Genomic DNA, 23,868 nt, shown 5'->3' with positions numbered 1-23,868 from the left:
ACGGGGCGGCAGAGGTGAACGACGGGTCACGACAAGCCAGTTGAGCACCCTGCCGCTCCACGGCAGCCCTGCCCGCGCCCCGAGCCGTTCGCGGCGGCCCGAGGCGGCGCGACACCAGGCACGGCGCGGGCGAGCAGGGCAGTACGACGCGGCGCGGGCGAGCAGCACGGCGCGAGCAGCGCTGCCCGGGCGCGCCCGCCCGCGCTCTCGGTCAGCGCGGGCGGGCGGGTCGACCGCTGTCCCGGGCCTCGCCGGTGGCGAGCAGGGCGTGGCAGGCGACGTGCAGGGCCAGTCGCTGGTCGGGACTGTCCAGGTCGATGCCCTTGGCCCGGATGCGTTCGACCCGCCCCAGCACGGTGTTGCGGTGCACGCCGAGCCTGGTGGCCGTCTGGCCGGTGGAGCCGGCGCAGTCCAGCAGCGCGGTCAGCGTCCGCAGCAGCACCTCGGCCTTGGGGTCGGCGAGCAGAGCGGCGAGCAACGTCCGTGCTGCGACGGCGCGTTCGGCCACCGGCAGCGCGGCGAGCACGGCACGCGGCCCCAACTCGCCGTAGCACTCGACTCGTTGGTCTCCCTGACCGCCCGCCGATCCCGCCGCCAGCTCCGCCTCCCGCAGGGAGCGCCGGAGTCCGGCCATGCCCTCGCCCTCGGTGCCTACGCCCGCGCAGAGCGGCAGGGGGATGCGGCTGGACGCGAGGCGCCGGCGTACGTTGCGCTCCACCGCCCGCGGGTGCGCGTCCTCGCCGGTGTACCAGGTGGCCCAGCCGTTCGCCAGGGGTACGAGCGGGGCCTCGGCCAGGTCCTCGCGCCAGGCGGCGGTGATCGCCGGGCTCGCCGCCTCCAGGTCGCGGTCAGGTTGGAGAGGCCGCAGGTGGACCGCCACCAGACGGCCGTCGATGGGCCAGCCCGCGTCCCGTGCCAACTCCTCCGCTCCCACCGCGGATTCGGCTCCGTGCGACGCACCCGCCCGGGGTGACGGCAGCAGGCGCCGGCCCTGCACTGTGGGCCCCTCGCCGAGCAGCGTCTCCATCAGCAGCCGGTCCCTGCTGCCCTGGTGGGCGAGGGAGAGCCTGCTGCCCGCTCCTGCGGAGGCCAGCGGCGCCCGGGCCAGGCGCAGGATCGTCTCGACGGTCTCCGTCCAGCTCGGCCCCGGTGCGCTCACCCGTGCGACGAGCGTGGCCCAGGCACGGCCGTCCGCCGAGGGCACGGCCACGGCGAGGCGGTGCTCCTCGGCCGCATCCTCGGCGAACGCGGACGCGCCGCCCGTCGCAGCATCCTCGCCCGGGGCGTTCGGCCCGTCGGGCGGGAAGGTGTCCGCGGCTGCTCGGCCGGCGAGCAGATGGCCGTCCTTGGTCACCAACGCGGCGATCACACCGGGCACTTCGGCATTGATCACTCCGACGATGCCGCGGAGGCTGAAGCGTTCGCCGAAGAGCACCGCACAGCGGCTTATCAGCCGGGCGCGCGCGGCCTCGGTGTCGGCGATGGCGACCGCCATGTCCAGCGCGATGCGCGCCGGGTCGGCGACGGTCAGCAGCGGCAGCCGCAGCCGTTCGGCGAGCTGTGTGGTGGAGGCCCGCACCATGACGCTGTCCGGGGCGACCACGCAGGCGGCGTTGCGCTCCCAGGCGCAGCGCAGCGCGGCTTCCAGCGCCCAGACACCGTGGGCCGCGACCGGGTGCACCACCATCGCCGTCTTCGGCTCGCACTGCCGGGCTTCGTCGAGGTCGGAGACCAGGGTGACCCCGGTGACCAGCCGCTCGAGGTGCGCCTCGGAGTAGCAGCGCGCGCTGCCGAGCGGGCCGAAGCGGATGAGCTGGGCCACGGTCAGCTGGCCGGTGACGCGCTGCGCGCTCATCGCGACACCTCTTCCGCGGGGTGCCGGACCGGAAAGCCGAACGCCCGCGGCCCGGCCATGGCCAGGCCCTGCGGGGTGTGCCACATCGGTGCGGCGGGGACGACGAGCACATCGACGTGGTCGGCGAGCGCCACGTTCTCCAGGCTGACCGGCTGGAGCCGCTGCCGGTCCAGCAGGCAGAGCACATCGGGTACGGCGGCGGTGACCGCGCCGTCGATCAGCGCGAGCAGTATCTCGTTCTGCGCCTCCAGCCGGACCACCGGGCCGTCGCCGGACGGGTCGCTGACCACGATGCTGGTGGGCACCGAGGGGAAGTGCCGCGCGCCGGCCGAGGGGGTCGGCAGGTCGAGTGCGGTGACCTGCCCGCTGGCCAGCACCCGGGCGCCGACGGTGCGCGCGAGCCCCGCGAGCAGCCCGGCGTGCCGGTTCTCCCCGGTGAGCAGCTCGCCGACGCGCATCACCCGGCTGGTCGCCCCCTCGATCGCGACACCGCGCAACCGGCCGACGGTGGTGGGATAGAGGGCGCAGAGCATCGCCCCGCCGGACGCCTCGACGATGCCGCGCAGCAGCCGGTCCGAGCGGGCGGTGGAACAGTCCAGCACCGCGGTCTCCCCGGTCTGGCTGACGGCGGCCAACGGGGTGGCGGAGAGCCCGCCGAGCGCGTACGTGGTCATGTTGATCAGCGGCAGGATGCGGCCCATCCCGTCGCAGTCCACCAGCGGCAGACCGAGCGAGGCCGCCGCGGCGATGGGGAAGAGCGCGTTGGGTCCGGCGGAGTTGAGCGCGACGACAGCGCCCAGCCGGTTGCCCGTACGCTCCTCCAGCGCGCGCACCGCGAGCACCGACTCGTCGCCGCCGGGTGGGAGTTCGAGCAGCGGGGCGAAGCCGCCGGCGAGGCCGACGGCCGCGCAGTGGGTCTCCGGCGGGAGTGCGTCCAGCGGTACCAGCTCCACCGGCCCGTGCCGGCGCAGCAGTTCGGCGACGCTCAGCGTCAGGCCGTCGATTCCGCCGCCGCCGGAGCTGAGCAGCGCGTGCCCGGCGACGACGGCGGGCAGATCGTCGGCGGTGATGCGGTGGACCACGCCGGTCGCCGGACTCGGAGCGGGTGCGCCGTTCATTGCGCCTCTCCCGCTGTGCTCCGGCCGCGGGCCTGCCCGGCGGCCGGCTCCGGCGCCGCGGCACCGCCCTGCGCCGGACGGCCGGTGTCCGGGCCGCCGTGGCTGCCGGCCCGCACCTGGAGCCGGTAGATCCGCAGGTAGCCCACCGCAGTGGCGGTGGAGCGCACCAGGTGGGCGCTGCCGGGGTGGGCGCCGTACGCGGCGACCAGTCCGAGGGCGCGCTGCTCGGCCTCGGCCTGGTGGCGGTCGAGGCCCTCCGGGGTGTCGGCGGGCACCAACAGGTCGATCCAGGCGCTCGGTTCGGTCATCGCGGCGCCCACCGCGGTGATGTCCGCATCCGGTCGTACCTGACGCGGTCCGCCCTCCGCGTGCCTCGGCAGTGCCTCGGCCAGCTCGGCGCCCTCGGGGCGCAGCGCCGCGACCACGTCCGAGGTGTGCCTGCTGCGGGTCGCCAACTGGGCGGCGGCGGAGGTGCGGTGGACGGGGATGCGCGTGGTGACGGACTGCGGGACCGAGGTGCGGATTCCGTTGCTGCCGACCAGATCGGCCTCGATGTGCGGCAGTCCGTCGCGCACCTGCCCGATGGTCAGCGCCCGGTCGTCGGCCAGGGCGACGACCGCGTCCGCGACCCGGGCGAGCCGGGCCGCGCCGATCAGCGCCGCGGCGATCCCCGCGGCCAGCCCGGTCACCGGCGACCAGCGCAGTCTGCGGCCGGTGACCCGCCCGCCGTCACCGGTGACGAACCAGCAGGACGGTGAGCCGGCCAGCGCCTCGGTGGCCTCCTCGCACTGGCTGATCAGTCGGTCCGCGACCTCCAGCAGCGCGGCGTTGAGCACGGTTGCCGCCTCGCGCTCCAACAGCCCGAGCCCGCCCGCCTCGTGGGAGAGGCAGACCCTGACGTCCGGTCGGCGGCGCAGGAGTTCGGCGGCGACGGCGACCTCGTGGTCGGAGCAGGCGGCGGCGCCCGTGCCGGTGACCGCGACAGCGCGGGCTCCCCCGGCCAGCAGCTCGTCCACCGCGGCGCTCACCGACTCCGCTTCCAGCGCTACCAGTTCGGTGCCGAACAGGTCGTGTCCGCCGGCCACGACGGCCCGTCGGGAGACCAGCGAGGTGATGATCGGCGCGTGGTGGCCGCCGCCCGCGGGCGCCACCGGGACGCGGGGCAGCACCCGTACGGCCGCGACCCGCTGCGCGCGGTACCGGCTGCCGTGCGGTGCGGTCAGCGCGGACTCCAGGATCCCGGAGATGTCCCAGGTCACCGAGGTCACCGGCTTCGTCCGGGCGGCCGGGGCGGTGGAAGCCGTCCGGTGCGCGGAGACCGGAGCGGCCGTCAACAGCTCGCGGAGCAGGGCGAGTTCGGGCGAGGCGCGGTCGCGGGGATGCGGCGCGGAGTGCGGCGCGGCGGGGTGGGGCCGTTCGGGGAGCGGGTCCCGGTCACCGCGCGGGCCGGGCAGCCGGTCGGCGGTGTGGTCCCCTAACGCCCGGGTGCTGCGGGCGCGGAGCACCCTTCCCCGGTCGAGCAGCGCGCCGTACACCCCGCAGGTGTCCAGCCGGACGCCGATCCGCATGCACTCTCCCTGAGTGACTCATGACAACGGCGGCCTCCGCGCCACCCGTCACGCAAGCCAGCCCTCGTACAGCCCGTCCGGCACTTCCCCGGCCGCGGCAGGGCGCCGCCGATGCCGGGCCCCGGGGCTCGTACCGCCCAGGCGCCGCTGTGAACGGACTGTACACAGCACGTCGTACAGCGCGGCACCGTCAGTGACCAACTCGTTGCTCTCGTGCGGGAGCAGCCAGAAGCGGCCGGGGCACGGACGGTATCCCACCCCGTTCCCGTCGGCCGACGAGCAGCGGGTGGAACGGGGCCGGCACAGCGTACGGGTCGGCGGCCATCGCCAGGCTCCGTCGTCGGGCCCGATGGGCACCTGGAGCAGGTCGTGTGAGAGGCAGACGAGGGCCGGACCGACGGCGTGACCGCCGTAGCGCATCTCCGTGAGGGCGTCCATGGCGGTGGGGCGCGGGGCCTGAACCACGCTGCCCGCGTATCCGGCCAGGCCCGCGGGGGGCTCCTCGCCGCAGCGGACGAGCCAGGGCAACTCGGCGGAGTGGGTCATGGTCTGCGTTTCGGAGAGGACGACGGTCGCCTCGCAGTCGCCCTTCCGCTCCCCCTTCCGACTCAGCCTGCACAGTTGTAGGTTGATTGCTCAACGGTGGCGCTCTGGGCGCTCCTGTGAATGCCGCGGAGTTCGCTGGCACTGCTTGTCGGACGGTTCCTCGACGAGTCGAACGGTCCGATCAGTCGACTGGACAGTAGCGGGAAAGCGATCCGACTCGGTGTGCAGAGCGCACAGTTGAGAATCGGCGCACTGTGCACACCGCACAGACGAGACGCCCCCGCGCCACCCCCGCACCGCAACGCCGCAGCTCAGGACCGCGAGCCGCGCACGGTACGGATAGATCAGGTACGGAGACTGTCCGTGACTGTCCCCGGTGTGCGCAGGGCACACCGGACGCTCGCCGTTCCGCCCGACTCCCGTCGGTCGCACGCCGGTTGACCGCGTGCGGCGGCTGTGCACACGACCCCGCTCGCCCCCGGGCACGCACGCGCGGCGCGCGGGTTCGCGTCCTCAGCCCCGCAGTCGGGGAGCGAGAGAAGCCGCGGACGGCGGCTGCTGCCCGTCCGCGAGCGTGCCCGCCAGGTGCTCCGCCCAGGACACCAGCCCGCCGATGTCGAGCCCGTACGGCGGTTGTTCGCACAGCGGCGCCAGTCCTGCTGCGCCGCGGCGCAGCAGGGTGCGCGCACCGGTGACGTTGCCGCGCGCCGTGTGCGTCACGCCCACCGCGAGCTGGGCCAGCGCCCGCCACAGCGGCTCCTCCTCGGGCGGCCCGCTCTTCCACGCGTCCTCGAAGACCTCGTGGGCGTGGAAGGGCTTTCCCCCGTCCAGCAGGCGCTGCGCCTCGGCGACCGAGTCCAGCGGGGCGCGCACCACACCCTCGGGCTGGCGCTCCACGCCCGGCGATCCGTACGGCAGCGGGCGTCCGAGACCGTCCCGGGGCCTCGCGTTGCGGGCGCGACCCTCCTCGTCGCGGTCCCGGCCGCCGCGCGCGGGTCGACGCGAACGCCCGCCCACCCCTGATCGGTCCTCTGCTGCCGGCCCTCGTTCTTCAGCCACGATCGGCCGCCTCCTCCACCAGTGCCGCCGTTCCCGCGAGCACCACGTCCAGTCCGAGGGTGAAGCTGTCCTGCAACTCCCCCGGCTGGTCGAAGGCGCGAGCCGACAGCAGCGCGGTGACCTCCGGGAAGTCGTCGGGGTTGGTCAGCCGGTGCAGCAGCACCCCGTAGTCGACCGTGGCGGCGGCGACGGTGGTGCCGTTGGTGCGCGCGCTGTGTTCGAGGTCGGCCAGGAGCCGCGCCTCGCCGCGGATGTAGGACGAGAGCAGCGTCATCACGCTCAGCTTCACCTCGGTCTCGAGCCCGGTGTCGCGCAGGCAGTGCAGCCCGCGCTCCATCCAGGCGAGGGAGTTGGGGGTCACCGGCGGCGAACCGATGGGGATGCCGAGCATCCACACATTCCGTTGGAAGACCTCCAACTGCGCCCGGGCCCAGGACTCCAGCGCAGGGCGCCAGCCCTCCTGCCGGCCGACATCCTCGGGCGGTCGGCCGATCGCGGTGTCCGTCATCAGCACCAGCAGATCACTCTTGGCCGAGACGTAGCGGTAGAGGGCCATCGTGGAGACGTCCAGCGCGGCGGCCACCCGGCTCATCGACAGGCCCTCCACGCCCTCCCGCACCGCGCAGTCGATCGCGGCGGCCACGATGCGCTCGGTGCTCAGTCCGCGCTTGGGGCCTTTCGACGGCGGGCTCCCGAGCCCCCAGGCCACTGCGACACCCGGCGGCAGGCCGGCCGGAAGACTGCTCTCCTCGTGTTGCGCCATGCCCTGTGTATAACAGACGCAGTACGGCCGGTACGCGGGCCGGGCACCGCCCCCGATCCGCCCGGGTCCTGCGGAAAAGCCCCGCAGGGGGGACCATGAGGGCATGCTCCTGGCCGAACTCGCCCGCACCTCGCGGGAGATCTCGACCACTTCGCGGCGGTCGGCGAAAGTGGCCCTGCTCGCGGCTCTCTTCCGCACCCTCGACCCGGCCGAGGCGCCCCTCGCCGTCACCTGGCTCGCCGGTCGGCTCGTCCAGCGCCGCACCGGCCTCGGTCCCCGCTCGCTCTCCGCGCACGTACCGCCCGCGGCCGAGCCCACGCTGACCGTGCTGGAAGTGGACCGGGCGCTGGAGCAGATCGCGACGAGGGCCGGCAAGGGCGCGCAGCGTGCACGCCTGGATCTGCTCCGAGAGCTGCTGGGCGCTGCCACCGAGCAGGAGCAGCGGTTCCTCGTCGCGCTGATCGCGGGCGAGCTGCGCCAGGGCGCGCTGGAGGCGCTCGCCGTGGAAGGGCTTGCCAAGGCGCTCGGGGCAGACCCGCAGGAGGTGCGGCGCGCGGTGATGCTGGGCGGTTCCCTCGGCGCGGTGGCGCGGCGCGCACTGGACGAAGGGCCGCGCGCGCTCGGCGAGTTCGGGCTGACGGTCGGGCGCCCGGTGCAGCCGATGCTGGCGCACTCGGCACAGAGCGTCACCGAGGCCCTGGAGCAGCTGGGACCGTGCGCGGTCGAGGAGAAGCTCGACGGAATCCGCGCCCAGGTCCACCGGGACGGCGACGAGGTCGCGGTCTACACCCGCAGCCTGGACGACATCACCGACCGACTGCCCGAGGTCGTACGCCTGGTGCGCCGACTGCCCCGGCGCACAGCGGTGCTCGACGCGGAGGTGGTATCCCTCGACCCGCAGGGCGTTCCGGTCGCCTTCCAGGAGCTGGCCGGCAGGGTCGGTTCCCGGCTCGACGTGCCCGCGGCGAGCGCGGCGCTGCCGGTGCTGCCCGTCTTCTTCGATCTGCTGGCGCTGGACGACGAGGACCTGCTGGACAGACCGCTCGCCGAGCGGCGGCAGGCACTGGAGTCCTTCGTGCCGCGGGAGTTGCTGGTGCGCAGGCTGCTGGTGCCGGATCCGCGCGCAGCGGACGGCCCGGACGGCCGGAGCGCGGCGGACGCGGCCGAGGCGTTCGCCGCGCGGATGCTGGCGCACGGTCGGGAGGGAGTGGTGGTCAAGGCGTTGGACGCGTCGTACCGGGCGGGCCGGCGCGGGCGCTCATGGCTCAAGGTCAAGCCCGTGCACACGCTGGATCTGGTGGTGCTGGCCGCCGAGTGGGGGCACGGGCGCCGCACCGGCCTGCTGTCCAATCTGCATCTGGGCGCGCGGGCCGAGGACGGCACGTTCACCATGCTCGGCAAGACGTTCAAGGGGATGACCGACGCCATGCTCGGCGAGCAGACCCGACTGCTCGGTGGGCTTGCCGTCGAGCGACACGACTGGGGCGTGGTGGTACGTCCCGAGCTGGTGGTCGAGGTGGCCTTCGACGGGGTCCAGCGCTCGACCCGCTACCCGGCGGGGGTGACGCTGCGGTTCGCGCGGGTGCTGCGCTACCGCAGGGACAAGCAGGCGGCCGAGACCGACCCGGTGGAAGCTGTCCGCCGACTCCTCCGCTGACGGCGGCTGTCCCCCCGCAGCCCGACCCGTACGCGGCGTGGGCACGGCGGACGCGTGGTCCCGGCGGACGCGTGGGCCCCGTACGGCCCGCCGCGAACGCCGGAAGCGACGCTACGGTCGGCCCGGTGCCGTCTCCTCCAGCGCCGTGCGCAGCCGTGCGGCCGTCTCCCCCGCCTCCGACCGGTCCCGGTATCCGCGGCGCGGCCAGAAGAACCCGCGGAGCCCGTCGCCTCTGTTGCGCGGCACCACGTGGGTGTGCAGATGCGGCACCGACTGACTGACCCGGTTGTTGGAGGCGACGAAGCTCCCCTGGGCCGGCGTCGCGCGCTCCACCGCCTCGGTGACCCGGCGAACCGTCGAGTAGTACGGGCCGATCTCCTGCGGAGCGAGGTCGGTGAGGGTGGGGACGTGGCGTACGGGCACCACCAGGACATGTCCGGGGAAGAGCGGCCGGCTGTCCAGGAAGGCGACGGTTTCGTCCTCCCGCAGCACCCAGTGCGCCGGCCCCTCGCCCGCGATGATCGCGCAGAACACACACCTCATCCCGCAAGTGAACTACGCCGCCCGGCTGTTCGCCCAGCCCGCAGCGGCCCGGACGCCTCTCCCGGTCCTCCCCCGGGCCGCAGCTTCAGCTCCCCGCGCCCGCCACGCAACGGCGCGGTGGCGGGCGCGGGAGGAGCGGCGCATGCTGTTGGCCGGAGGTGGCGCTCATGAGACACGAGATGCGGGCCGAGTACGCGCCGGGCGCGGAGTCCACCGCGGGCGCCCCGGTCAAGATCTGGCACATGGTGCGCGGCGAGACGACCACCGCAATGTGCGGGCGGAGTCTGGGCGACCGGGCCGCGACCCAGTCCGAGGACCTGTGGGGCCGTACCACCGATCCCTTCTGCCACAGCTGCGGCGCGGTCTATCTGCGCGAGGTGCCCTGAGCGGCACGCGCCGGCCGACAGGCACGGGGTGCCGGTGGCCTGGACGGGGCTCTACAGTGTGGCGCGATGCCCCGGCGAGACGATCCACCGCGCTCCGGCGCACCCCTGCCCTCCGAGCCCGCGCCCGCCCTCGGGCGCGGGCCTTCGCCCGCCGCGGACCTGGGCGGGTTCTTCGCGTTGCGCACCGACGGCCAGGCCCCCGAGAACGCTGTGCCGCTCGCTGAGCTGTACGCGGGGAACGCCGCCCCGCTCGCCGCTCGCATCGCGCGGGTCGCCGCCCGCCTGGAGGCGCGGGAGCCGCGGGTCGCCGCCTCCATCGCACAGCTGGGGCTGGCGGCACGGCTGTGGTCGCTCGCGCTGGCCGTCACGGTGGTCGAACGCCGGCTGCCCGAGGAGTTCGATCCCGTCCGCCTGCACTGGGACTCGGCCGGGAGCACCCCGGACGACCTGTGGCTCGCCCCCGCGCCGCCGGCTCCGGCCGCCCCCCGGTCCCACCCCGCAGCCCCAACTCGGGCCGCAGCCCGTGCCGCCCACGGCGTCGGCGCGACCCGTGCCGTATCCCGGGATCCGTCGCACGAGGAGATGGCGGCGGGCCTGTTCTCCCTCGTCGCCGAGCGGCATCTGGTGCCACTGGCCGCCGCGGTGCGTTCGGTCACCCCTGTCTCCGAACGGCTGCTGTGGGGCAACTCGGCCTCCGCACTGGTCGGTTCGCTTCAGCAGCTCAGTGCCTGGTGCGAGGAGCGGGACCGCCCCGGGGACGCGGCGCTCGCCCGCGCGCTGGTCGACGACGTACTCGGGCACCGGGTGTTCCGCGGGACGGGCACGCTGAGCGGTACGGAGTTCCGCAGAAGCACCTGCTGCCTGTACTACCGGGCGGGTGGCGGACTGTGCGGGGACTGCGTCTTCCGCGGCGAGGAAGGGCCGCGGCCACCGCGCGCCGTACGATCCGCGCGTCCCGGCTGAGCCGAGGCGCGGGCGGAGGCGCCTGTCAGTGGCCGGGCGTAGCGTTTTCGGTATGTGCAGAAGCATCAAGACGCTGCGCCCGCCGTATGCCGACTCGGTCACCGAGGAGGACATGCGAGCGGCTGCGCTGCAGTACGTGCGCAAGGTCTCGGGATTCCACCACCCCGCCGCCCACAACGCCGCGGCCTTCGACCGCGCGGTGGAGCAGGTGACGGCCGCCACCGTCGAGTTGCTCGACTCGCTGACGGTACGCGGCAGTAACCCTCAGCCGGGCGGCACCACCGAGGAGAGCCATCACAGAAAGTGACTCACGGTAGTCATTTCGCATCGCAAGGTTCTGGCCATATCGGAGAATAACCAGGCCAGCGATGTATACACCGTAGAAAGTCAGCCAATATTCCGCCACGAGGGGCAAGAAGCGCTACAGAGGGTATTCAACGGTGGACGGCGAATACCCGGCTGGAGGCGCGCCAATGAGCAAGCTGCCGCGGATCAGGGACTACGCCGCGCCCAGCGAGCACCTGGCGCGGCTTCTCGGTGACGCACGCAATCCCTTCGAGGTGAGTGACGCACTTCTGACGAGGCTGGAGTGCGCCCGGCTGTGCCGGGTCCGCCTGCGGTCCTGGCGCCAGCGCAACTCACCGGCGCCCGCGCTGCGTTGCCGCAGCTACCGGCACACCTTCGTACTGCCCGACGACATCGAGCTGACTCTGTGGGAGCTCCAGCACGACGCGGACGGCGGCAGCAAGCTGGTCTCGGAGGTCTACCCGGATCTGACCGCGCTGCGCCACGCCGAGCAGCGCGTCCACCGCCGCATGGGCGACGTGCCCGACGATCCGCACGGGGTGGTGATCGCCGCCAACGTCACAGGACTCACTCCCGAACTCCTGGCAGGGACAGTGGAGATGCCGCATCAGCGCCAGTTCACCGAACGAGACTCCGCCGACCACGTCCGCCGACTGCTCCGCCGCGCACGCAACACCGGCCAACCCGGGGAACCCGACCCGGACGTGCTGGAGGAGCTGCGCACCGCCTACCGGCACACCATCGCCCAGGTCGCCCGCCGCTTCTCCGACCTGGGTCAGCACTCCTTCTGCTCCGTCTACGAACACACCTTCCTGCTGCCCGACAACCGCGAGGTCAGCCTGTTCGAGCTGGAGCACGACTACACCGAGGACGGCCAGTTGATCTGCGAGCTGTACGCCGACGAGGACTCGGCCGCCGACGCGGCGGAGCGTCACGGACATCTGCGGCACGCGGACATACGGCAGGGCTGACCGACCGACACGGCAGCCGCCCGCACCTGCCGTGCAGATGCGGGCGGCAAGCTGACGACCAGTCAACCGGCCGCCTGTCGAAGGCGGTTCGGAAAGCCTCCCCGCCCGGTGGTGCCGGGCGACCGGCACCACCGGAATACCCGGAACCGGTTGCCGCTGCCGAGTGACCGCCTCTACCTTGGATCCGGCTGCCCAATCCGGCCGTGCTCCACGAGGCCAAGGAACGGGATCGTATCCGCGCACCGCTCGCGCGGGCTCTCAAGAGGAGGACACGACCCTCATGGCTCCTCGTGGACGTCACCGCCGCATCAAGCCCTCACCCATCGCCCGCGTCTCCCGCGCTTCGCTCACCGTCACAGCGGGCGGTGCCGGCATCGCGCTGCCGCTGGTGGGGGTGAGCCATGTGCAGGCGGCCCCGGTCGACATCTGGGACAAGGTCGCGGCCTGCGAGAGCACCAGCCGCTGGCAGATCAACACCGGCAACGGATACTACGGCGGGCTGCAGTTCAAGCAGACCACCTGGCAGGCGTTCGGCGGCACCTCGTACGCGCCCCGCGCCGATCTGGCGACCAAGGAGCAGCAGATAGCCGTCGCCGAGAAGGTCCTCGGCAAGCAGGGCCCGGGTGCCTGGCCGAGCTGCTCCGTGCGCGCCGGGCTCACCGGCGACATGGCCAACACCAGCCCCCAGCGCGCCACCATTCCCGCCCAGCCCGCGCCGAGACCGGCAGCGTCGCGCACGACGACCGACACCGCGGCGGAGCGCTCCGCCGAGCGAGGCGAGAAGAAGCGGGTCGGGCAGGAGTCCGCCCGCGGGGCGAGCACCTACGAGGTGGAGCGCGGCGACAGCCTGTTCGCGATCGCCACCGACCAGGGCGTGGACGGGGGTTGGCAGCGCCTGTACGAGCGCAACAGCGAGGTCGTCGGCGGCGATCCCGACCTGATCATCCCCGGCCAGCGGCTGTCGCTCGACGCAGGCGGCCCGGGAGCGAAGAAGAGTTCCGGCGGCACCTCCGCCTCCGACGGCGCCGAGAAGGCCGAGGACGCCGAGAAGCACGCGGCCGAGAAGAAGAGCGCCGAGGAAGCGGCGGCAAAGGCAGCAGCGGCCGAGAAGGCGCAGGAAGCCGAGAAGGCCGAGAAGCAGGCCGCGGCCGAGCGGGAGCGCAAGGCAACGGAGGCGAAGGCGGCGCAGGTCAAGGCCGCACAGGTCAAGGCTGCCCAGGAGAAGAAGGCGTCGGCGGCCAGGGCGGCGGAGAAGAAGGCCGCGGAGGCGAAGGCCGCCAAGGCACGCGAGGCGGAACGCAAGCGCCAGGCGGCAGCGAAGGCACCCGGCTATCTGACGCCGGTCAAGGGCTACTCCCCCACCACCTCCTACCGCGCCTCGGGCTCTTCCTGGGCCTCCGGCTACCACACCGGGGTGGACTTCGCCGTGCCCACCGGCACCGCCGTACGCTCGGTCACCTCCGGCACCGTGGTGTCCGCAGGCTGGGCCGGCTCCTACGGCTACCAGGTGCTGGTCCGTCACCACGACGGCCGCTTCAGCCAGTACGCGCACCTCTCGGCGATCTCTGTACGCAGCGGCCAGCAGGTCAACAGCGGCCAGACGCTGGGGCGTTCGGGCAACACCGGCAACAGCAGCGGCCCGCACCTGCACTTCGAGATCCGCACCGGCCCCGGGTACGGCAGCGACGTCGATCCGCTGGCCTATCTGCGTGGCAAGGGCGTCACCGTCTGAGCTGCTGCTCGCTCGGCGGGGTGCGCTCGATCCGCAGCCGCCGCAGCGGCTCGGTGACCGGCGCGGGCAGAATCAGCGGTGCCGAGCCGGGCGTCAGCGAACCGAGGACGGCCGGCGCGCGCGCCCCGGTCGCCGACGGCACGTTCGCCGGCACGCCGTGCACGCTCAGAAAGCCGAGCAGCGCGAAGAGGCACGCCTCCTTCTCCTGCGGCGCCACTGCGAGCACCTCGCTGTCCCGCACCCGTACGCCGTCCGCCAACGCGCCGATGCGCGCCATCAGTTGCGGATTGCGCACGCCGCCGCCCGAGACCGCGAGCTCCGCCAGCCCGTGCGCGTGGCAGGCGTCGGCAACGAGTCGGGCGGTGAGCTCGGTGACGGTGGCGACCAGATCGTCCGGCGCCGGGCACATACCGGCGGCCAACTGCTCGCGCAGATACGCCGCGTGGAAGTGCTCCTTGCCGGTGCTCTTCGGCGGCGGCAGCCGGTAGTAGGGGTCGGCGAGCAGCCGCTCCAGCAAGGCCCGGTCGACTCGCCCACGGGCGGCCCGCACTCCGTCGACGTCCATCCGCTGCACGCCCTCGCTCGCCCAGCGCGCGCTCTCGTCGATCAGCGCACAGGCGGGCCCCAGGTCGTACGCGGTCACCCCGGCGGCCGGACCGGCCGGCCCGGTCACCTCGAACGGGTCGGCCCGGGCGGAGGCGCCGGCCCGGGCAGAGGGGCGACGCACCGTCAGGTTGGCGATGCCTCCCAGATTCAGCGCGCCCCAGGAGTCGTCGGGCAGTAGCAGAGCGTCCAACAGGGCGACCAGCGGCGCACCCTGACCGCCGCGCGCGATGTCGGCCGTGCGCAGATCGCTCACCACGGGCAGTCCCGCTGCCTCGGCGATCCAGGCGGCGGCACCCAGCTGGAGGGTGCCGAGTGCCTGTCCGTCACGCACCCAGTGGTAGACGGTCTGGCCGTGGGAGACGACCCACTCCGCCCTGCCGTCCCCCAACTCGTCCCGCGCGCGGGCCGCCACAGACCCGAAGAACTGCCCGAGCCCGGTGTCCAGTTGACACATCTCGGCCAAATTTGTGTGCGCGGGCGGGAGCCGGTCCGCGAGGTCCGCGCGCAGCCCCTCCGGGAAGGGCACGCTCACCATCCCCCGGCTGTGCAGCGCCACTTCGCCCGGTGCCGTCCACCACAGGTCCGCCACCACCGCGTCGGCCGCGTCGTGCGAGGTGCCGCTGAGCATCCCGATGATCCGCATCACCACATTGTGCGCCCTCGGCGCCGACAGGGCACCGATCCGTCGCCGTACCTCACCGCTGCCGCACGGTGGCGTCTCCCGCCCGGCGGGCACGGGAGATCCGCCACAGCACCACAGCCAGGTCGAGCACCGCGAACACCGCCAGCCCCGTACTGATCCAGGCCAGCGTGCGCAGGGAATCCGCGCTGGGTACGTCGTCGGGCGCCGCCCGGCCGGACCAGATCCAGAAGATCACGGCCCCGGCCACGAAGAGCGGGGTGAAGAGCAGCGAGAGGATCAGACGCAGCTTGAGCGCGCTGCGCGCGGTCAGCGGTTCGGTGCCGGTGCGCGGCAGGATGCGGCCGAGGATTCCTTCCCGGTCGGGGTCCGGGGCCCGGCCGCCGCCGCCCGCTCGCTCCGCCATCGGCCACCTCCGGTACGCCGTGCGCAGGTACTCCCCTTCGAGCCTCCGCGCCCCGCCGCCGGCTCGCAACCCGGGCCGCCCGCGCTCCTCGGTCCGGCTTCCCGCCGCGGGGCGCGGCGGCTCTCCCGAGCCTGCGGGCGGGGCCTTCGACGCGACGCGTTCTCACGGACCGTCAGCGCATCTCACGGACCGTCAGCGATTCCGTGCGGGCCGATCGCAGGATGGGGCTGAAACCCGTCGGTCGCTTCGAGGATTCCGTCTCCACGAACCGGGCATATAGCTCAACAGTAGGACAGTACCGGGAGGTTGAGTCTTCTTTTCCTTACTCCCACCCGCTTCAGGTAAGTAGCCTCATCCCTCGAACGTCAATGCGTCGGCGATCGCGATGAGGAGTACGAGATGGAACGTCCCGATTGGGCCCCGCAAGGCATCGACCTGTCCCGGCCGAGTGTGTCGCGCATCTACGACTTCTATCTGGGCGGCTCTCACAACTTCGAGGTCGATCGCGAGGCCGGCCGCAAGGCGATCGTGGCGTTCCCCGGGCTTCCCAAGATCATGCAGGCGAACCGCGCTTTCATGCGGCGCGCCGTGCGCCATGCGGCAAGTCAGGGCGTCACACAGTTCCTTGACATAGGTTCGGGCATCCCGACCTTCGGCAACGTCCACGAGGTGGCCCAGGAGGCCGATCCGGACAGCAGGGTCGTCTACGTCGACAACGATCCGGTCGCCGTGGCCCACAGCCGCGCGGTACTCGAGGGGAACACGAACGCGGCGGTGCTCGCGGCGGATTTCCGTGCGCCGCAGGACATTCTGAACAGCCCGGAGGTGCGCAAGCAGCTCGACCTGGACAAGCCGGTCGCCCTGCTGCTGGTGGCACTGCTGCACTTCATCCAGAACAGCGAGGAACCGGCCAAGACGATCGAGGCCTTCCACCAGGCGCTGCCCTCGGGAAGTTTCCTCGTCCTCACCCATGCCTCCACCGACGGCGGACCGCGCACCTCCGAGGAGGGCGCGCGGATCCAGGACGTCTACCGCAACGCCAGCTCGCAGCTGGTGATGCGCTCGCGCTCCGAGGTGGAGGCGCTGTTCGGCGGCTTCACCGTCGAGGAGCCGGGGATCGTGGCCATGCCCAACTGGCGCCCGGACGGGCCGGTCGACAATGACGATCCGGTGATCTTCACCGGCTTCGCAGGAGTGGGACGCAAGGCGTGAACCTACCGGCACAGGGTTCGGCCGGGTCGGGGGACTCCGACCCGGCCGGTTCCGGACGGCAGCGCGACGGTGTGCAGCGCTTCGCGACGATCTGGTCCAGAGCCGTCTATCCGACGACCGCGACCTCCATGACGCGCCAGGAGTTCGAGCAGCACCTGGTCCCGCTCACCGAGAAGCTCTGCGCCGCGCTCCACGAGCGCCCGTTCGACCCCGGCCCGGCGCGCGAGGTCGGTATGGCACTGGTCGCCGCGCACTGCACCTCGCCCGAGGCCCTGCCGCAGATCCTCGGCGTGGTGGACGCCTATCTGCTGCTCTACTGCTCGCACCCGGAGGAGCTGCCCACCGAGGAGGGCAGGGCACGCTGCGCACGGCTGCAGCACGGCATCGCGGCCGGTTTCGCCCGGGCGCTGCAGGAGCGCACCCTGGCCGAGCAGGAGTCCCTCTCCCGAGCGGCGCTGGCGGCGCAGAACGAGATCGAGCGCGCCCTGTACGACAGCCAGACCCGCTTCCGCACAATCTTCGAGGAAGCCACGTTCGGCATCGGCATCGCCACCATGGACGGCGAGGTCATCGATGTGAACGCCGCCCTCACCAGGATGTTCGGCGGGAACGAGGCGCTGCTGCTCAGCAGGAACGTCACCGCCTGGGTGCATCCCGACGACGCCCCCGGCGTCTGGCGCAAGTACAACGAGCTGGTGCGCGGCGAGCGCGAGCACTTCCACGCCGAGAAGGCCTACCATCGCGCCGACGGCACGGTGCTGTGGACCAACCTCACGGTCTCGCTGCTGCGGGACGCGGAGGGCTCCGCCCGCTACATGCTCGCGCTCATGGAGGACATCACCGAGCGCCGGCTGCTGCATCTGCGACTGCGCTACGAGGCCACCCACGACGCGCTCACCGATCTGCCGAACCGCACGCTCTTCTTCGAGCGCCTGGAGCACACCCTGGCCCGCTCCGCCGAGGACGCCCGCTTCGGCCTGTGCTACCTGGACCTGGACGGCTTCAAGACGGTCAACGACAGCCTCGGCCACTCCGTCGGCGACCAGCTCCTGGTGGCGGTCGCCGAGCGGTTGCAGAGCTGCGTGACGGGCCAGGGTCAGCTGGTCGCCCGTATCGGCGGTGACGAGTTCGTGGCGCTGGTGAGCGACCCGAGCAGCCGCACCGAGGTCACCGATCTTGCGGCCAGGGCGCTGGAGTCGCTGTCCACGCCCGTGCTGGTGGACGGCAAGGAGCTGTCGGTGCGCACCAGCATCGGCATCGTCGAGGGCCCGATCGGCACCCTCACGGCCGCCGAGGTGCTGCGCAGCGCCGACATCACCATGTACCGCGCCAAGGCGCAGGGCGGCAACAGGTACGAGCTCGCCGACCCCGATCTGGACGCCCGCGCGATCAGCAGGCACAGCCTCACCAACCGCCTGCCCACAGCGCTGGAGAGCTCGGAGTTCTTCATCGAGTACCAGCCGCTGGTGCGCATGGCCGACAGCTGCGTGGAGGGAGCGGAGGCGCTGGTGCGCTGGGACCATCCCCGGCACGGTGTGCTGGGCCCCGACCGCTTCATCCCGCTGGCGGAGCACACCGGGCTGATCGTCCCGCTGGGCCGCTGGGTGCTGGAGGAGGCCGTCCGGCAGGCGTGCGAGTGGCAGGTCCGGGGCATCGGCGGCACCCGCCAGCTGCGGGTCAACGTCAACCTCTCGCCGCGTCAGCTGCACCACCCCCATCTGGTCTCCGACACCGTCGCGGTGCTGCGCAACGCGGGTCTGCCACCGGAGTCGCTCTGCCTGGAGGTCACCGAGTCCGCGCTGATCCGGGCGGACGACGACGAGCTCAAGCCGCTGCGGCAGCTGGCCGACCTCGGCGTGGGCATAGCCCTGGACGACTTCGGCACCGGGTACTCCAACCTGGCCTCGCTGCGCAGGCTGCCGGCCAACACGCTGAAGCTGGACCGCTCGTTCACCCAGGGCCTTCAGCAGCACCCTGTCGATCCGGTGGATCTGCGGGTGGTGGAGGGCATCGTCTCGCTGGCGCACGCGCTGGAGCTCTCGGTGACCGTCGAAGGCGTCGAAACCGCCTCGCAGGCCGACCAGTTGCGTTCGCTCGGCTGCGATTCGGCGCAGGGCTGGTACTACGCCAGGCCGGGTCCGCCGGAGCGCTTCTCCACCGATATGGCGCTCGCCTCGGGCAGCTGAGGCGGCGGCGGACTTCGACCGCCGCAGGTGCCCCCGCGCGCGACGCGTCCGCGGACGCTTGACCTCAACCCAACTTCAAGTAGCACGCTGCCGTCATGACGACGACACCGCGCACCAGGGCCAGCGGGCACCCACCGACCACCGCGCACGCCGGGCGACCGAACTCCCCCGCTCCCCACCAGGACGCTCCGCTCGGCTTCCAGGACCTCCCGCGACTGATGAGCCTGATGACGGGCGCGGAGAAGCACAGCCCCGCGGCGACCTCCACCGCGGACGCGGTGTGGGTGCTCCACGACCGCGTGTTGCGACTCTCCCCCGACACCGCGAACCACCCCGAGCGGGACCGCTTCCTGCTCTCCAAGGGCCACGGCCCGATGGCCTACTACGCCACCCTCGCCGCCAAGGGCTTCTTCCCGGTGGAATGGCTCGCCGGCTTCGGCGGCTACGACTCGCCGCTCGGGCACCATCCCGACCGCACGCTCGTGCCGGGCGTGGAGATCAGCAGCGGGTCGCTGGGCCACGGACTGCCGCTGGCCGTCGGCACCGCTCTCGGCCTGCGGGCCCAGCGGCTCACGGACCCGGCCGTCTGGGTGCTGGTCGGGGACGCCGAGCTGGACGAGGGCAGCAACCACGAGGCGATCGACTTCGCCGGCGCCACGGGCCTGGGCTCGCTGCACACCGTCGTGATCGACAACTCCTCCGCCACGCACCGCAGTTCGAATGGGATCCCGGAGCGCTTCCGGGCCGCGGACTGGGCGGTGCGCACCGTGGACGGGCGCGATCACGACGCCCTGTGCGAGGCGTTCACCGCACCCCACCCCGGCCGTCCGCTCGCCGTGGTGGCCCGCGTCGAGCCCAAGAACGGCTGACCCGCGCGTCCGAGCCGCGCCCGCCACGCGACGTCCCGTCCCGTCCCGCAACGCGACGTCTCGGCCCGTGACGCGAACCGCTCGCCCGCTCCCCGTTCATTCCACGAAGGAGAACCCCCAAATGGACACCATGCGCGAACGCTTCACCACCATCACCTCCCAACTCCTGGACGGGCAGACCCGGTTGGCCGTGGTACTGGCCGAGATCGGCGCGGACGGCTTCACCGAAGCCGCCCGGCGCCACCCGGAACGAGTCGTCAACGTCGGCATCAGGGAGCAGCTGCTCGTCGGAGTCGGAGGCGGCCTGGCGCTCAGCGGAATGCGGCCGATCCTGCACACCTTCGCCAGCTTCCTCGTCGAGCGGCCCTTCGAGCAGCTCAAGCTGGATCTGGGCCACCAGGGCGCTGAAGCGGTGCTGGTGAGCGCCAACGGCTCCTACGACTGGCCCGCCGGCGGCTACACCCACATGGCACCCGGCGACGTCGCGCTGCTGGACACCCTGGAGGGCTGGACCGTCCATGTGCCCGGCCACCCCGACGAGGCCGAGGTGCTGCTGCGGGAGGCGGCGCTCGGCGGAGGCAGGGTCTATCTGCGCCTGTCGAACCAGACCAACTCCGTGCCGCAGAAGGTCGGTTCGTCCCGGGACGGCACGCCCGGCGGGTTCCTCACGCTGCGCACCGGGAGCGCAGGGGCCCCCGTCGTGGTCGCCGTGGGGCCGATGCTGGACGCCACCCTCGCCGCGCTGGAGGACACGGACGCCACCGTGCTCTACGCCGCGACCGTACGTCCCTTCGACCACCGGGCACTGCGGCGGGCGGTCGAAGGGCGCGCGAGCGCCGACGTGGTGCTGGTGGAACCGTATCTGCGCGGCACCTCCGCCGCACGAGTGGCCGAGGCCCTGGAAACCGTGCCCCACCGGCTGCTGGCGCTGGGCACCGCGCCCGAGGAACTGCGGCGCTACGGCGAGTGGGAGGAGCACGTCGCGGCCCACGGGCTCTTCGGGCCGCGCACCACTCTGCGCGCACCGCTCGGCACGCGCCGTCAGGCACGCGGGGTGCACCGTTGCCGGAGCACCACTGTTCGGCGCGGGCTGATCGACGCGGCCTGTTCAGCCCGCACGGCGGGACCGACGCGACGAGTACCGGACCTCGTGACAGTGCCGTGACGGCCGGACAGGTGCCGGCCGCCACGGCACTGTCACGAGGTCCGGTACTCGTCGCGTCGGTCCCGCCGTGCGGGCTGAACGGGAAGCCGCAACGGGGATCACCGGCGTACAGGTCGACCTGTACGCCGGTGATCCCCGTTGCGGCTTCCCGTTCAGCGCGGGCCTGTCGATGGACTGGGTGCTCGGCTCGCGCAAGATCAACGACCCGGCCCATTTCGGCCGTATCCCGCGCACCCTCCCGGTGCATGTCGCCGTCGGCGACCAGGACCCCTGCCACCAGGGGATGACGCTGGTGTACGAGCTGCTGGAGGACTTCCGCTACCTCGGCACCCGCGATCTGACCTGGCGTGCGTACGAAGGCGCCCGGCACGAGATCCTCAACGAAGCGTTGGTCGAGCCAGGCCAGGAGGTCGCCGTAGACCTCCTGGCGGTTCGTCTCGTTGAGGATCTCGTGCCGGGCGCCTTCGTACGCACGCCAGGTCAGATCGCGGGTGCCGAGGTAGCGGAAGTCCTCCAGCAGCTCGTACACCAGCGTCATCCCCTGGTGGCAGGGGTCCTGGTCGCCGACGGCGACATGCACCGGGAGGGTGCGCGGGATACGGCCGAAATGGGCCGGGTCGTTGATCTTGCGCGAGCCGAGCACCCAGTCCATCGACAGGCCCGCGCTGAACGGGAAGCCGCAACGGGGATCACCGGCGTACAGGTCGACCTGCTCGGGATCGCGGGAGAGCCATTCGAAGCCGGTGCGGCGCTCGTAGGGGTCGTTGAAGGCGCCGAAGAGCTGCGGCACGAAATCGGAGGGCGCGTCCCGGCCGTTCTTCTCGATCTCCGTGCCGAGGGCGCGAACCACCGACTCCGACTCGCAGCCCGGCAACGAGCGGAAGGTGCCGGAGAGGATCAGCCCGGCCAGCTGGTTGCCGTACTCCTGGGCGTAGTCGCGGGCGAGCTGGGAGCCCATGCTGTGGCCGAGCAGCACCAGGGGGACGCCGGAGAACTCGGCCCGCGCGCGTTCACCGACGGTGTGCAGATCGCGCACCACCGCCTGCCAGGCGTCGTCGCCCGCCGCGCCCAACCCACCGGTGTACTGGGCGGTGGCGCCGTGGCCGCGGTGGTCGGAGGCGACGACGGCGTAGCCGTGTGCGGTCAGCTCACGGGCGAAGCCGTCGTAGCGCAGGGCGTGTTCGGCCGCCCCGTGGGCGATCTGGATCAGCGCCCTCGGGGTGCCGCCGCGTGGACGCCAGCTGTGGGTGGCCACCGGCACCCCGTCCGACGCCTGCGTGAACTCCTCGGCTACTCCTGCGGCTTCCTGCACAGGTCCTCCTCGGGCGGGGTGCACGGGCATCGAGCGGAGGCACGATGCCGGGACGGTCGACCTCGACGGGAGTATCCCCACTTCCCCCGCACACCACCACTGTTGACGGATCGTCGGTTTCACCGCCGGTTCGCGGTCGGTCGCTTCGCGTGGTCGGCCATCGGGACAGGTCGAGCCCGACGGTCAGCCAACACTGCCCGGTCACGGTACCGGTGAAGCCTCCCGGTACCGCCTGATTTCCCCGTCGCGCGCGGCTTCGGCCGCCGTGCACCATTTTCGGCCATGGTGCTGCGGCAGGCGCGCGGGCGCCGGTGCGCGCGCTCGGTGCGCGTCCTCCATGGGCGCCCTCGGTACGCGCCCGCGCGCTTCGGTTCCGCGACCGGTACGGGTGGGTCGGACGCGACGGGCGCCGCGTGCTGCTGCCCGGCCGTCGTTCCGGGCCGACCACCCCGGAGGCGCGGCGGCCCCGAAGCCGGCGGGGACGGGGGAAGTTCGTCCGCCGATTCGGCTCAGGGCAGCCGCTGTTCCCTCCGCAGAATTCCGGCGACCAGCTCCGCGGCCTTCGCCTTGATGGTCTGCAGCCCCTGCAACCCCCACGGCCGCGGTTCCTGGGCGACCACGCAGACGGTTCCGAGCGCCAACCCCGTACGGTCCATCAGCGGCGCTCCGAGGTAGGAGCGGACGCCGATCTCGTCGACCATCGGGTTCCCGGCGAACCGGGGGTAGTCGCAGACGTCCTCCAGCACCAGCGCCCTGCGTCGTGCGATGACGTGCGGGCAGTAGCCGTGGTCCCGGGCCATCACCCGGCCGGGGATGCTCCGCCCCGGTGCGGTGCCCGGCTCGTTGCCGGGGGCTGTCGGAGCGTGGAGACCGGCGAAGAACTGGCGACGCTCGTCGATGAAGTTGACCATCGCCCAGGGCGCTCCGGTGAGCCTCGCGAGTTCGCGGGCGAACTCGTCGAACTCCGCGACCGGCACGCCGCCGATGCCCAGTTCGCGCAGCCGCACGACCCGGAGGGGCGCCTCGCTGTCCTCAGGGGTGAGGAGCAGATGGCTCGTGGGGTCGTACGACTTCGGGGGCATGCTCGTTCCTCGTTTCGATAAGATGCCGGACCAGGTTCACCAGGACTTCGGTCGTCGAACTGGCGTGCCGCGCGTCGCACATCACCAGGGGTACGTCCGCTCCGAGGTCCACCGCGGCACGCACCTCCTCGTGGGTGTAGCGGTGCGCGCCCTCGAACTCGTTGACGGCCACGATGAATCCGAGGCCGCGCCGCTCGAAGAAGTCGACCGCGGCGAAGCACTGGTCCAGGCGCCGGGTGTCGGCGAGCACGACCGCGCCGAGCGCCCCCTCGCACAGCTCGTCCCACATGAACCAGAAGCGCTCCTGGCCCGGGGTCCCGAACAGGTACAGGACGTGGCGCGCGCCGAGGGTGATCCGGCCGAAGTCCATGGCGACCGTGGTGGTCGCCTTGCCCTCGACACCCTCCAGGCTGTCGGTCGCCCGGCTGATCTGGGTGAGCAACTCCTCGGTGCTCAGCGGCTCGATCTCGCTCACCGCGCCGACGAAGGTCGTCTTGCCCACCCCGAACCCACCCGCGATCAGTACCTTCACGGCAGCGGGAAAGGGGTCACAGTCGTGCGCGAAGTCCATGCAACACCGCCTCCAGAAGGGCGAGGTCGGGAGAGTCGGGGCCGAGCAGCGTGGGTTCCCTGGTGGCCACCGCGCCGCAGTCGAGCAGATCGGACAGCAGCACCTTGGTCACCACGGCAGGCTGCCGGATGTGCGCGGCAATCTCCGCCACCGAGGTCGGGCGTCCGCACAGGCCGAGCACCTGCGCATGGTCGGGGCCGAGTTGGCTGTGCGGGCGGCTGCCCGTCGCCCGCACCAGGGTCAGCAGGTCGAAGCTGACCGTCGGCCGGGTCCGTCCGCCACTCACGGTGTACGGACGGATCAGCCGGCCGGCGTCCCCGTCCAGCCACGGGCCGCCCGAGGTTGCCGCCAC

At 72.6% G+C, this 23,868-nt stretch carries 22 protein-coding genes and 1 pseudogene; 10 read left to right on the top strand and 13 right to left on the bottom strand.

Annotation, left to right across the window (positions count from 1 at the left end; translation table 11 throughout):
* Positions 1-211 precede the first annotated feature (211 nt).
* The 6 genes from JGS22_RS24500 to JGS22_RS24475 form a co-directional block, all read right to left on the bottom strand.
* Complete coding sequence (locus tag JGS22_RS24500) at positions 212-1,855, bottom strand: PucR family transcriptional regulator (protein ID WP_211041964.1); 1,644 nt, start codon at positions 1,853-1,855, stop codon at positions 212-214.
* On the bottom strand, positions 1,852-2,973 hold the full coding sequence (locus JGS22_RS24495; RefSeq protein WP_211041965.1) for a DUF917 domain-containing protein: 1,122 nt from the start codon (positions 2,971-2,973) through the stop codon (positions 1,852-1,854). The genes JGS22_RS24500 and JGS22_RS24495 overlap by 4 nt, the downstream gene beginning before the upstream one ends.
* Positions 2,970-4,541 carry a hydantoinase/oxoprolinase family protein gene (locus JGS22_RS24490; RefSeq protein ID WP_211041966.1) on the bottom strand — a complete coding sequence of 524 codons (1,572 nt, stop codon included), beginning with the start codon at positions 4,539-4,541 and terminating at the stop codon, positions 2,970-2,972. Before JGS22_RS24490 ends, JGS22_RS24495 begins: the two co-directional genes overlap by 4 nt.
* 48 nt (positions 4,542-4,589) lie before the next feature.
* On the bottom strand, positions 4,590-5,087 hold the full coding sequence (locus JGS22_RS24485) for a hypothetical protein (RefSeq protein ID WP_211041967.1): 498 nt from the start codon (positions 5,085-5,087) through the stop codon (positions 4,590-4,592).
* A gap of 513 nt (positions 5,088-5,600) precedes the next feature.
* A complete protein-coding gene (locus JGS22_RS24480) occupies positions 5,601-6,104 on the bottom strand; it encodes a DUF309 domain-containing protein (protein WP_211041973.1) in 504 nt (167 codons plus the stop codon).
* 34 nt (positions 6,105-6,138) lie between these two features.
* Entirely contained in the window at positions 6,139-6,909 is a 771-nt protein-coding gene (locus JGS22_RS24475) for a TetR/AcrR family transcriptional regulator (protein WP_211041968.1), read from the bottom strand.
* Positions 6,910-7,012: 103 nt separating this feature from the next.
* On the opposite strand from JGS22_RS24475, the gene JGS22_RS24470 reads away from it, so the two are divergent.
* On the top strand, positions 7,013-8,566 hold the full coding sequence (locus JGS22_RS24470) for an ATP-dependent DNA ligase (RefSeq protein ID WP_211041969.1): 1,554 nt from the start codon (positions 7,013-7,015) through the stop codon (positions 8,564-8,566).
* Positions 8,567-8,677: 111 nt separating this feature from the next.
* On the opposite strand, the gene JGS22_RS24465 is transcribed toward JGS22_RS24470, so the two are convergent.
* Positions 8,678-9,109 (bottom strand): HIT family protein, encoded by a 432-nt coding sequence (locus JGS22_RS24465; RefSeq protein WP_211041970.1) that lies wholly within the window; start codon positions 9,107-9,109, stop codon positions 8,678-8,680.
* 167 nt (positions 9,110-9,276) lie between these two features.
* Between JGS22_RS24465 and JGS22_RS24460 the strand changes: the two genes are divergently transcribed.
* The 5 genes from JGS22_RS24460 (at position 9,277) to JGS22_RS24440 (ending at position 13,467) form a co-directional block, all read left to right on the top strand.
* Positions 9,277-9,495, top strand: a complete 219-nt coding sequence (locus JGS22_RS24460) for a hypothetical protein (protein ID WP_211041971.1) — start codon at positions 9,277-9,279, stop codon at positions 9,493-9,495.
* A gap of 66 nt (positions 9,496-9,561) precedes the next feature.
* Complete coding sequence (locus tag JGS22_RS24455; protein ID WP_216815154.1) at positions 9,562-10,458, top strand: (2Fe-2S)-binding protein; 897 nt, start codon at positions 9,562-9,564, stop codon at positions 10,456-10,458.
* Positions 10,459-10,510: 52 nt separating this feature from the next.
* Positions 10,511-10,765, top strand: a complete 255-nt coding sequence (locus JGS22_RS24450; protein ID WP_211042235.1) for a DUF2277 domain-containing protein — start codon at positions 10,511-10,513, stop codon at positions 10,763-10,765.
* 166 nt (positions 10,766-10,931) lie between these two features.
* A complete protein-coding gene (locus tag JGS22_RS24445; RefSeq protein ID WP_211042236.1) occupies positions 10,932-11,735 on the top strand; it encodes a DUF6227 family protein in 804 nt (267 codons plus the stop codon).
* Between the two features lie 280 nt (positions 11,736-12,015).
* On the top strand, positions 12,016-13,467 hold the full coding sequence (locus JGS22_RS24440) for a transglycosylase family protein (protein ID WP_211042237.1): 1,452 nt from the start codon (positions 12,016-12,018) through the stop codon (positions 13,465-13,467).
* Here the strand turns inward: JGS22_RS24440 and JGS22_RS24435 are convergent.
* Complete coding sequence (locus tag JGS22_RS24435; protein WP_211042238.1) at positions 13,457-14,716, bottom strand: anhydro-N-acetylmuramic acid kinase; 1,260 nt, start codon at positions 14,714-14,716, stop codon at positions 13,457-13,459. The two genes, JGS22_RS24440 and JGS22_RS24435, sit on opposite strands and share 11 nt — an antisense overlap.
* Positions 14,717-14,768: 52 nt before the next feature.
* Positions 14,769-15,119, bottom strand: coding sequence for a DUF6343 family protein (locus JGS22_RS24430; protein ID WP_236074328.1), 351 nt, complete (start codon positions 15,117-15,119; stop codon positions 14,769-14,771).
* A 399-nt stretch (positions 15,120-15,518) separates the two neighbouring features.
* Here JGS22_RS24430 and JGS22_RS24425 point away from each other — a divergent pair, with 399 nt between their 5' ends.
* The 4 genes from JGS22_RS24425 (at position 15,519) to JGS22_RS24410 (ending at position 20,551) form a co-directional block, all read left to right on the top strand.
* Positions 15,519-16,331, top strand: coding sequence for an SAM-dependent methyltransferase (locus JGS22_RS24425; protein WP_211042239.1), 813 nt, complete (start codon positions 15,519-15,521; stop codon positions 16,329-16,331).
* A complete protein-coding gene (locus tag JGS22_RS24420) occupies positions 16,328-18,517 on the top strand; it encodes a putative bifunctional diguanylate cyclase/phosphodiesterase (protein WP_308405879.1) in 2,190 nt (729 codons plus the stop codon). The genes JGS22_RS24425 and JGS22_RS24420 overlap by 4 nt, the downstream gene beginning before the upstream one ends.
* A 218-nt stretch (positions 18,518-18,735) precedes the next feature.
* A complete protein-coding gene (locus tag JGS22_RS24415) occupies positions 18,736-19,386 on the top strand; it encodes a thiamine pyrophosphate-binding protein (RefSeq protein WP_236074409.1) in 651 nt (216 codons plus the stop codon).
* Positions 19,387-19,507: 121 nt separating this feature from the next.
* Positions 19,508-20,551, top strand: coding sequence for a transketolase family protein (locus tag JGS22_RS24410; protein ID WP_216815153.1), 1,044 nt, complete (start codon positions 19,508-19,510; stop codon positions 20,549-20,551).
* A 388-nt stretch (positions 20,552-20,939) separates the two neighbouring features.
* Here the strand turns inward: JGS22_RS24410 and JGS22_RS24400 are convergent.
* The 4 genes and pseudogenes from JGS22_RS24400 to JGS22_RS24385 all read right to left on the bottom strand — a co-directional run.
* Positions 20,940-21,893, bottom strand: a pseudogene (locus tag JGS22_RS24400) (alpha/beta fold hydrolase); the annotation flags it as partial.
* 479 nt (positions 21,894-22,372) lie between these two features.
* On the bottom strand, positions 22,373-22,945 hold the full coding sequence (locus JGS22_RS24395) for a GAF domain-containing protein (protein WP_211043757.1): 573 nt from the start codon (positions 22,943-22,945) through the stop codon (positions 22,373-22,375).
* Positions 22,896-23,516 carry a GTP-binding protein gene (locus JGS22_RS24390; RefSeq protein WP_216815152.1) on the bottom strand — a complete coding sequence of 207 codons (621 nt, stop codon included), beginning with the start codon at positions 23,514-23,516 and terminating at the stop codon, positions 22,896-22,898. Before JGS22_RS24390 ends, JGS22_RS24395 begins: the two co-directional genes overlap by 50 nt.
* Positions 23,494-23,868 (bottom strand): DUF742 domain-containing protein, encoded by a 375-nt coding sequence (locus JGS22_RS24385; protein WP_216815151.1) that lies wholly within the window; start codon positions 23,866-23,868, stop codon positions 23,494-23,496. The genes JGS22_RS24390 and JGS22_RS24385 overlap by 23 nt, the downstream gene beginning before the upstream one ends.

The organism is Streptomyces tardus, assembly GCF_018101125.2.
Lineage (GTDB): Bacteria > Actinomycetota > Actinomycetes > Streptomycetales > Streptomycetaceae > Streptomyces > Streptomyces tardus.
The sequence above is the reverse complement of the archived record's forward strand: the minus strand, read 5'-3'. Positions and strand labels throughout refer to the sequence as shown.

Excerpts from the sequence above, each read along its gene's own strand:
- JGS22_RS24500 (WP_211041964.1), bottom strand. The coding sequence starts at position 1,855 with ATGAGCGCGCAGCGCGTCACCGGCCAGCTGACCGTGGCCCAGCTCATC.
- JGS22_RS24495 (WP_211041965.1), bottom strand. The coding sequence starts at position 2,973 with ATGAACGGCGCACCCGCTCCGAGTCCGGCGACCGGCGTGGTCCACCGC.
- JGS22_RS24490 (WP_211041966.1), bottom strand. The coding sequence starts at position 4,541 with ATGCGGATCGGCGTCCGGCTGGACACCTGCGGGGTGTACGGCGCGCTG.
- JGS22_RS24485 (WP_211041967.1), bottom strand. The coding sequence starts at position 5,087 with ATGACCCACTCCGCCGAGTTGCCCTGGCTCGTCCGCTGCGGCGAGGAG.
- JGS22_RS24475 (WP_211041968.1), bottom strand. The coding sequence starts at position 6,909 with ATGGCGCAACACGAGGAGAGCAGTCTTCCGGCCGGCCTGCCGCCGGGT.
- JGS22_RS24470 (WP_211041969.1), top strand. The coding sequence starts at position 7,013 with ATGCTCCTGGCCGAACTCGCCCGCACCTCGCGGGAGATCTCGACCACT.
- JGS22_RS24465 (WP_211041970.1), bottom strand. The coding sequence starts at position 9,109 with ATGAGGTGTGTGTTCTGCGCGATCATCGCGGGCGAGGGGCCGGCGCAC.
- JGS22_RS24460 (WP_211041971.1), top strand. The coding sequence starts at position 9,277 with ATGAGACACGAGATGCGGGCCGAGTACGCGCCGGGCGCGGAGTCCACC.
- JGS22_RS24455 (WP_216815154.1), top strand. The coding sequence starts at position 9,562 with ATGCCCCGGCGAGACGATCCACCGCGCTCCGGCGCACCCCTGCCCTCC.
- JGS22_RS24450 (WP_211042235.1), top strand. The coding sequence starts at position 10,511 with ATGTGCAGAAGCATCAAGACGCTGCGCCCGCCGTATGCCGACTCGGTC.
- JGS22_RS24445 (WP_211042236.1), top strand. The coding sequence starts at position 10,932 with ATGAGCAAGCTGCCGCGGATCAGGGACTACGCCGCGCCCAGCGAGCAC.
- JGS22_RS24440 (WP_211042237.1), top strand. The coding sequence starts at position 12,016 with ATGGCTCCTCGTGGACGTCACCGCCGCATCAAGCCCTCACCCATCGCC.
- JGS22_RS24435 (WP_211042238.1), bottom strand. The coding sequence starts at position 14,716 with ATGCGGATCATCGGGATGCTCAGCGGCACCTCGCACGACGCGGCCGAC.
- JGS22_RS24430 (WP_236074328.1), bottom strand. The coding sequence starts at position 15,119 with ATGGCGGAGCGAGCGGGCGGCGGCGGCCGGGCCCCGGACCCCGACCGG.
- JGS22_RS24425 (WP_211042239.1), top strand. The coding sequence starts at position 15,519 with ATGGAACGTCCCGATTGGGCCCCGCAAGGCATCGACCTGTCCCGGCCG.
- JGS22_RS24415 (WP_236074409.1), top strand. The coding sequence starts at position 18,736 with ATGAGCCTGATGACGGGCGCGGAGAAGCACAGCCCCGCGGCGACCTCC.
- JGS22_RS24410 (WP_216815153.1), top strand. The coding sequence starts at position 19,508 with ATGGACACCATGCGCGAACGCTTCACCACCATCACCTCCCAACTCCTG.
- JGS22_RS24395 (WP_211043757.1), bottom strand. The coding sequence starts at position 22,945 with ATGCCCCCGAAGTCGTACGACCCCACGAGCCATCTGCTCCTCACCCCT.
- JGS22_RS24390 (WP_216815152.1), bottom strand. The coding sequence starts at position 23,516 with ATGGACTTCGCGCACGACTGTGACCCCTTTCCCGCTGCCGTGAAGGTA.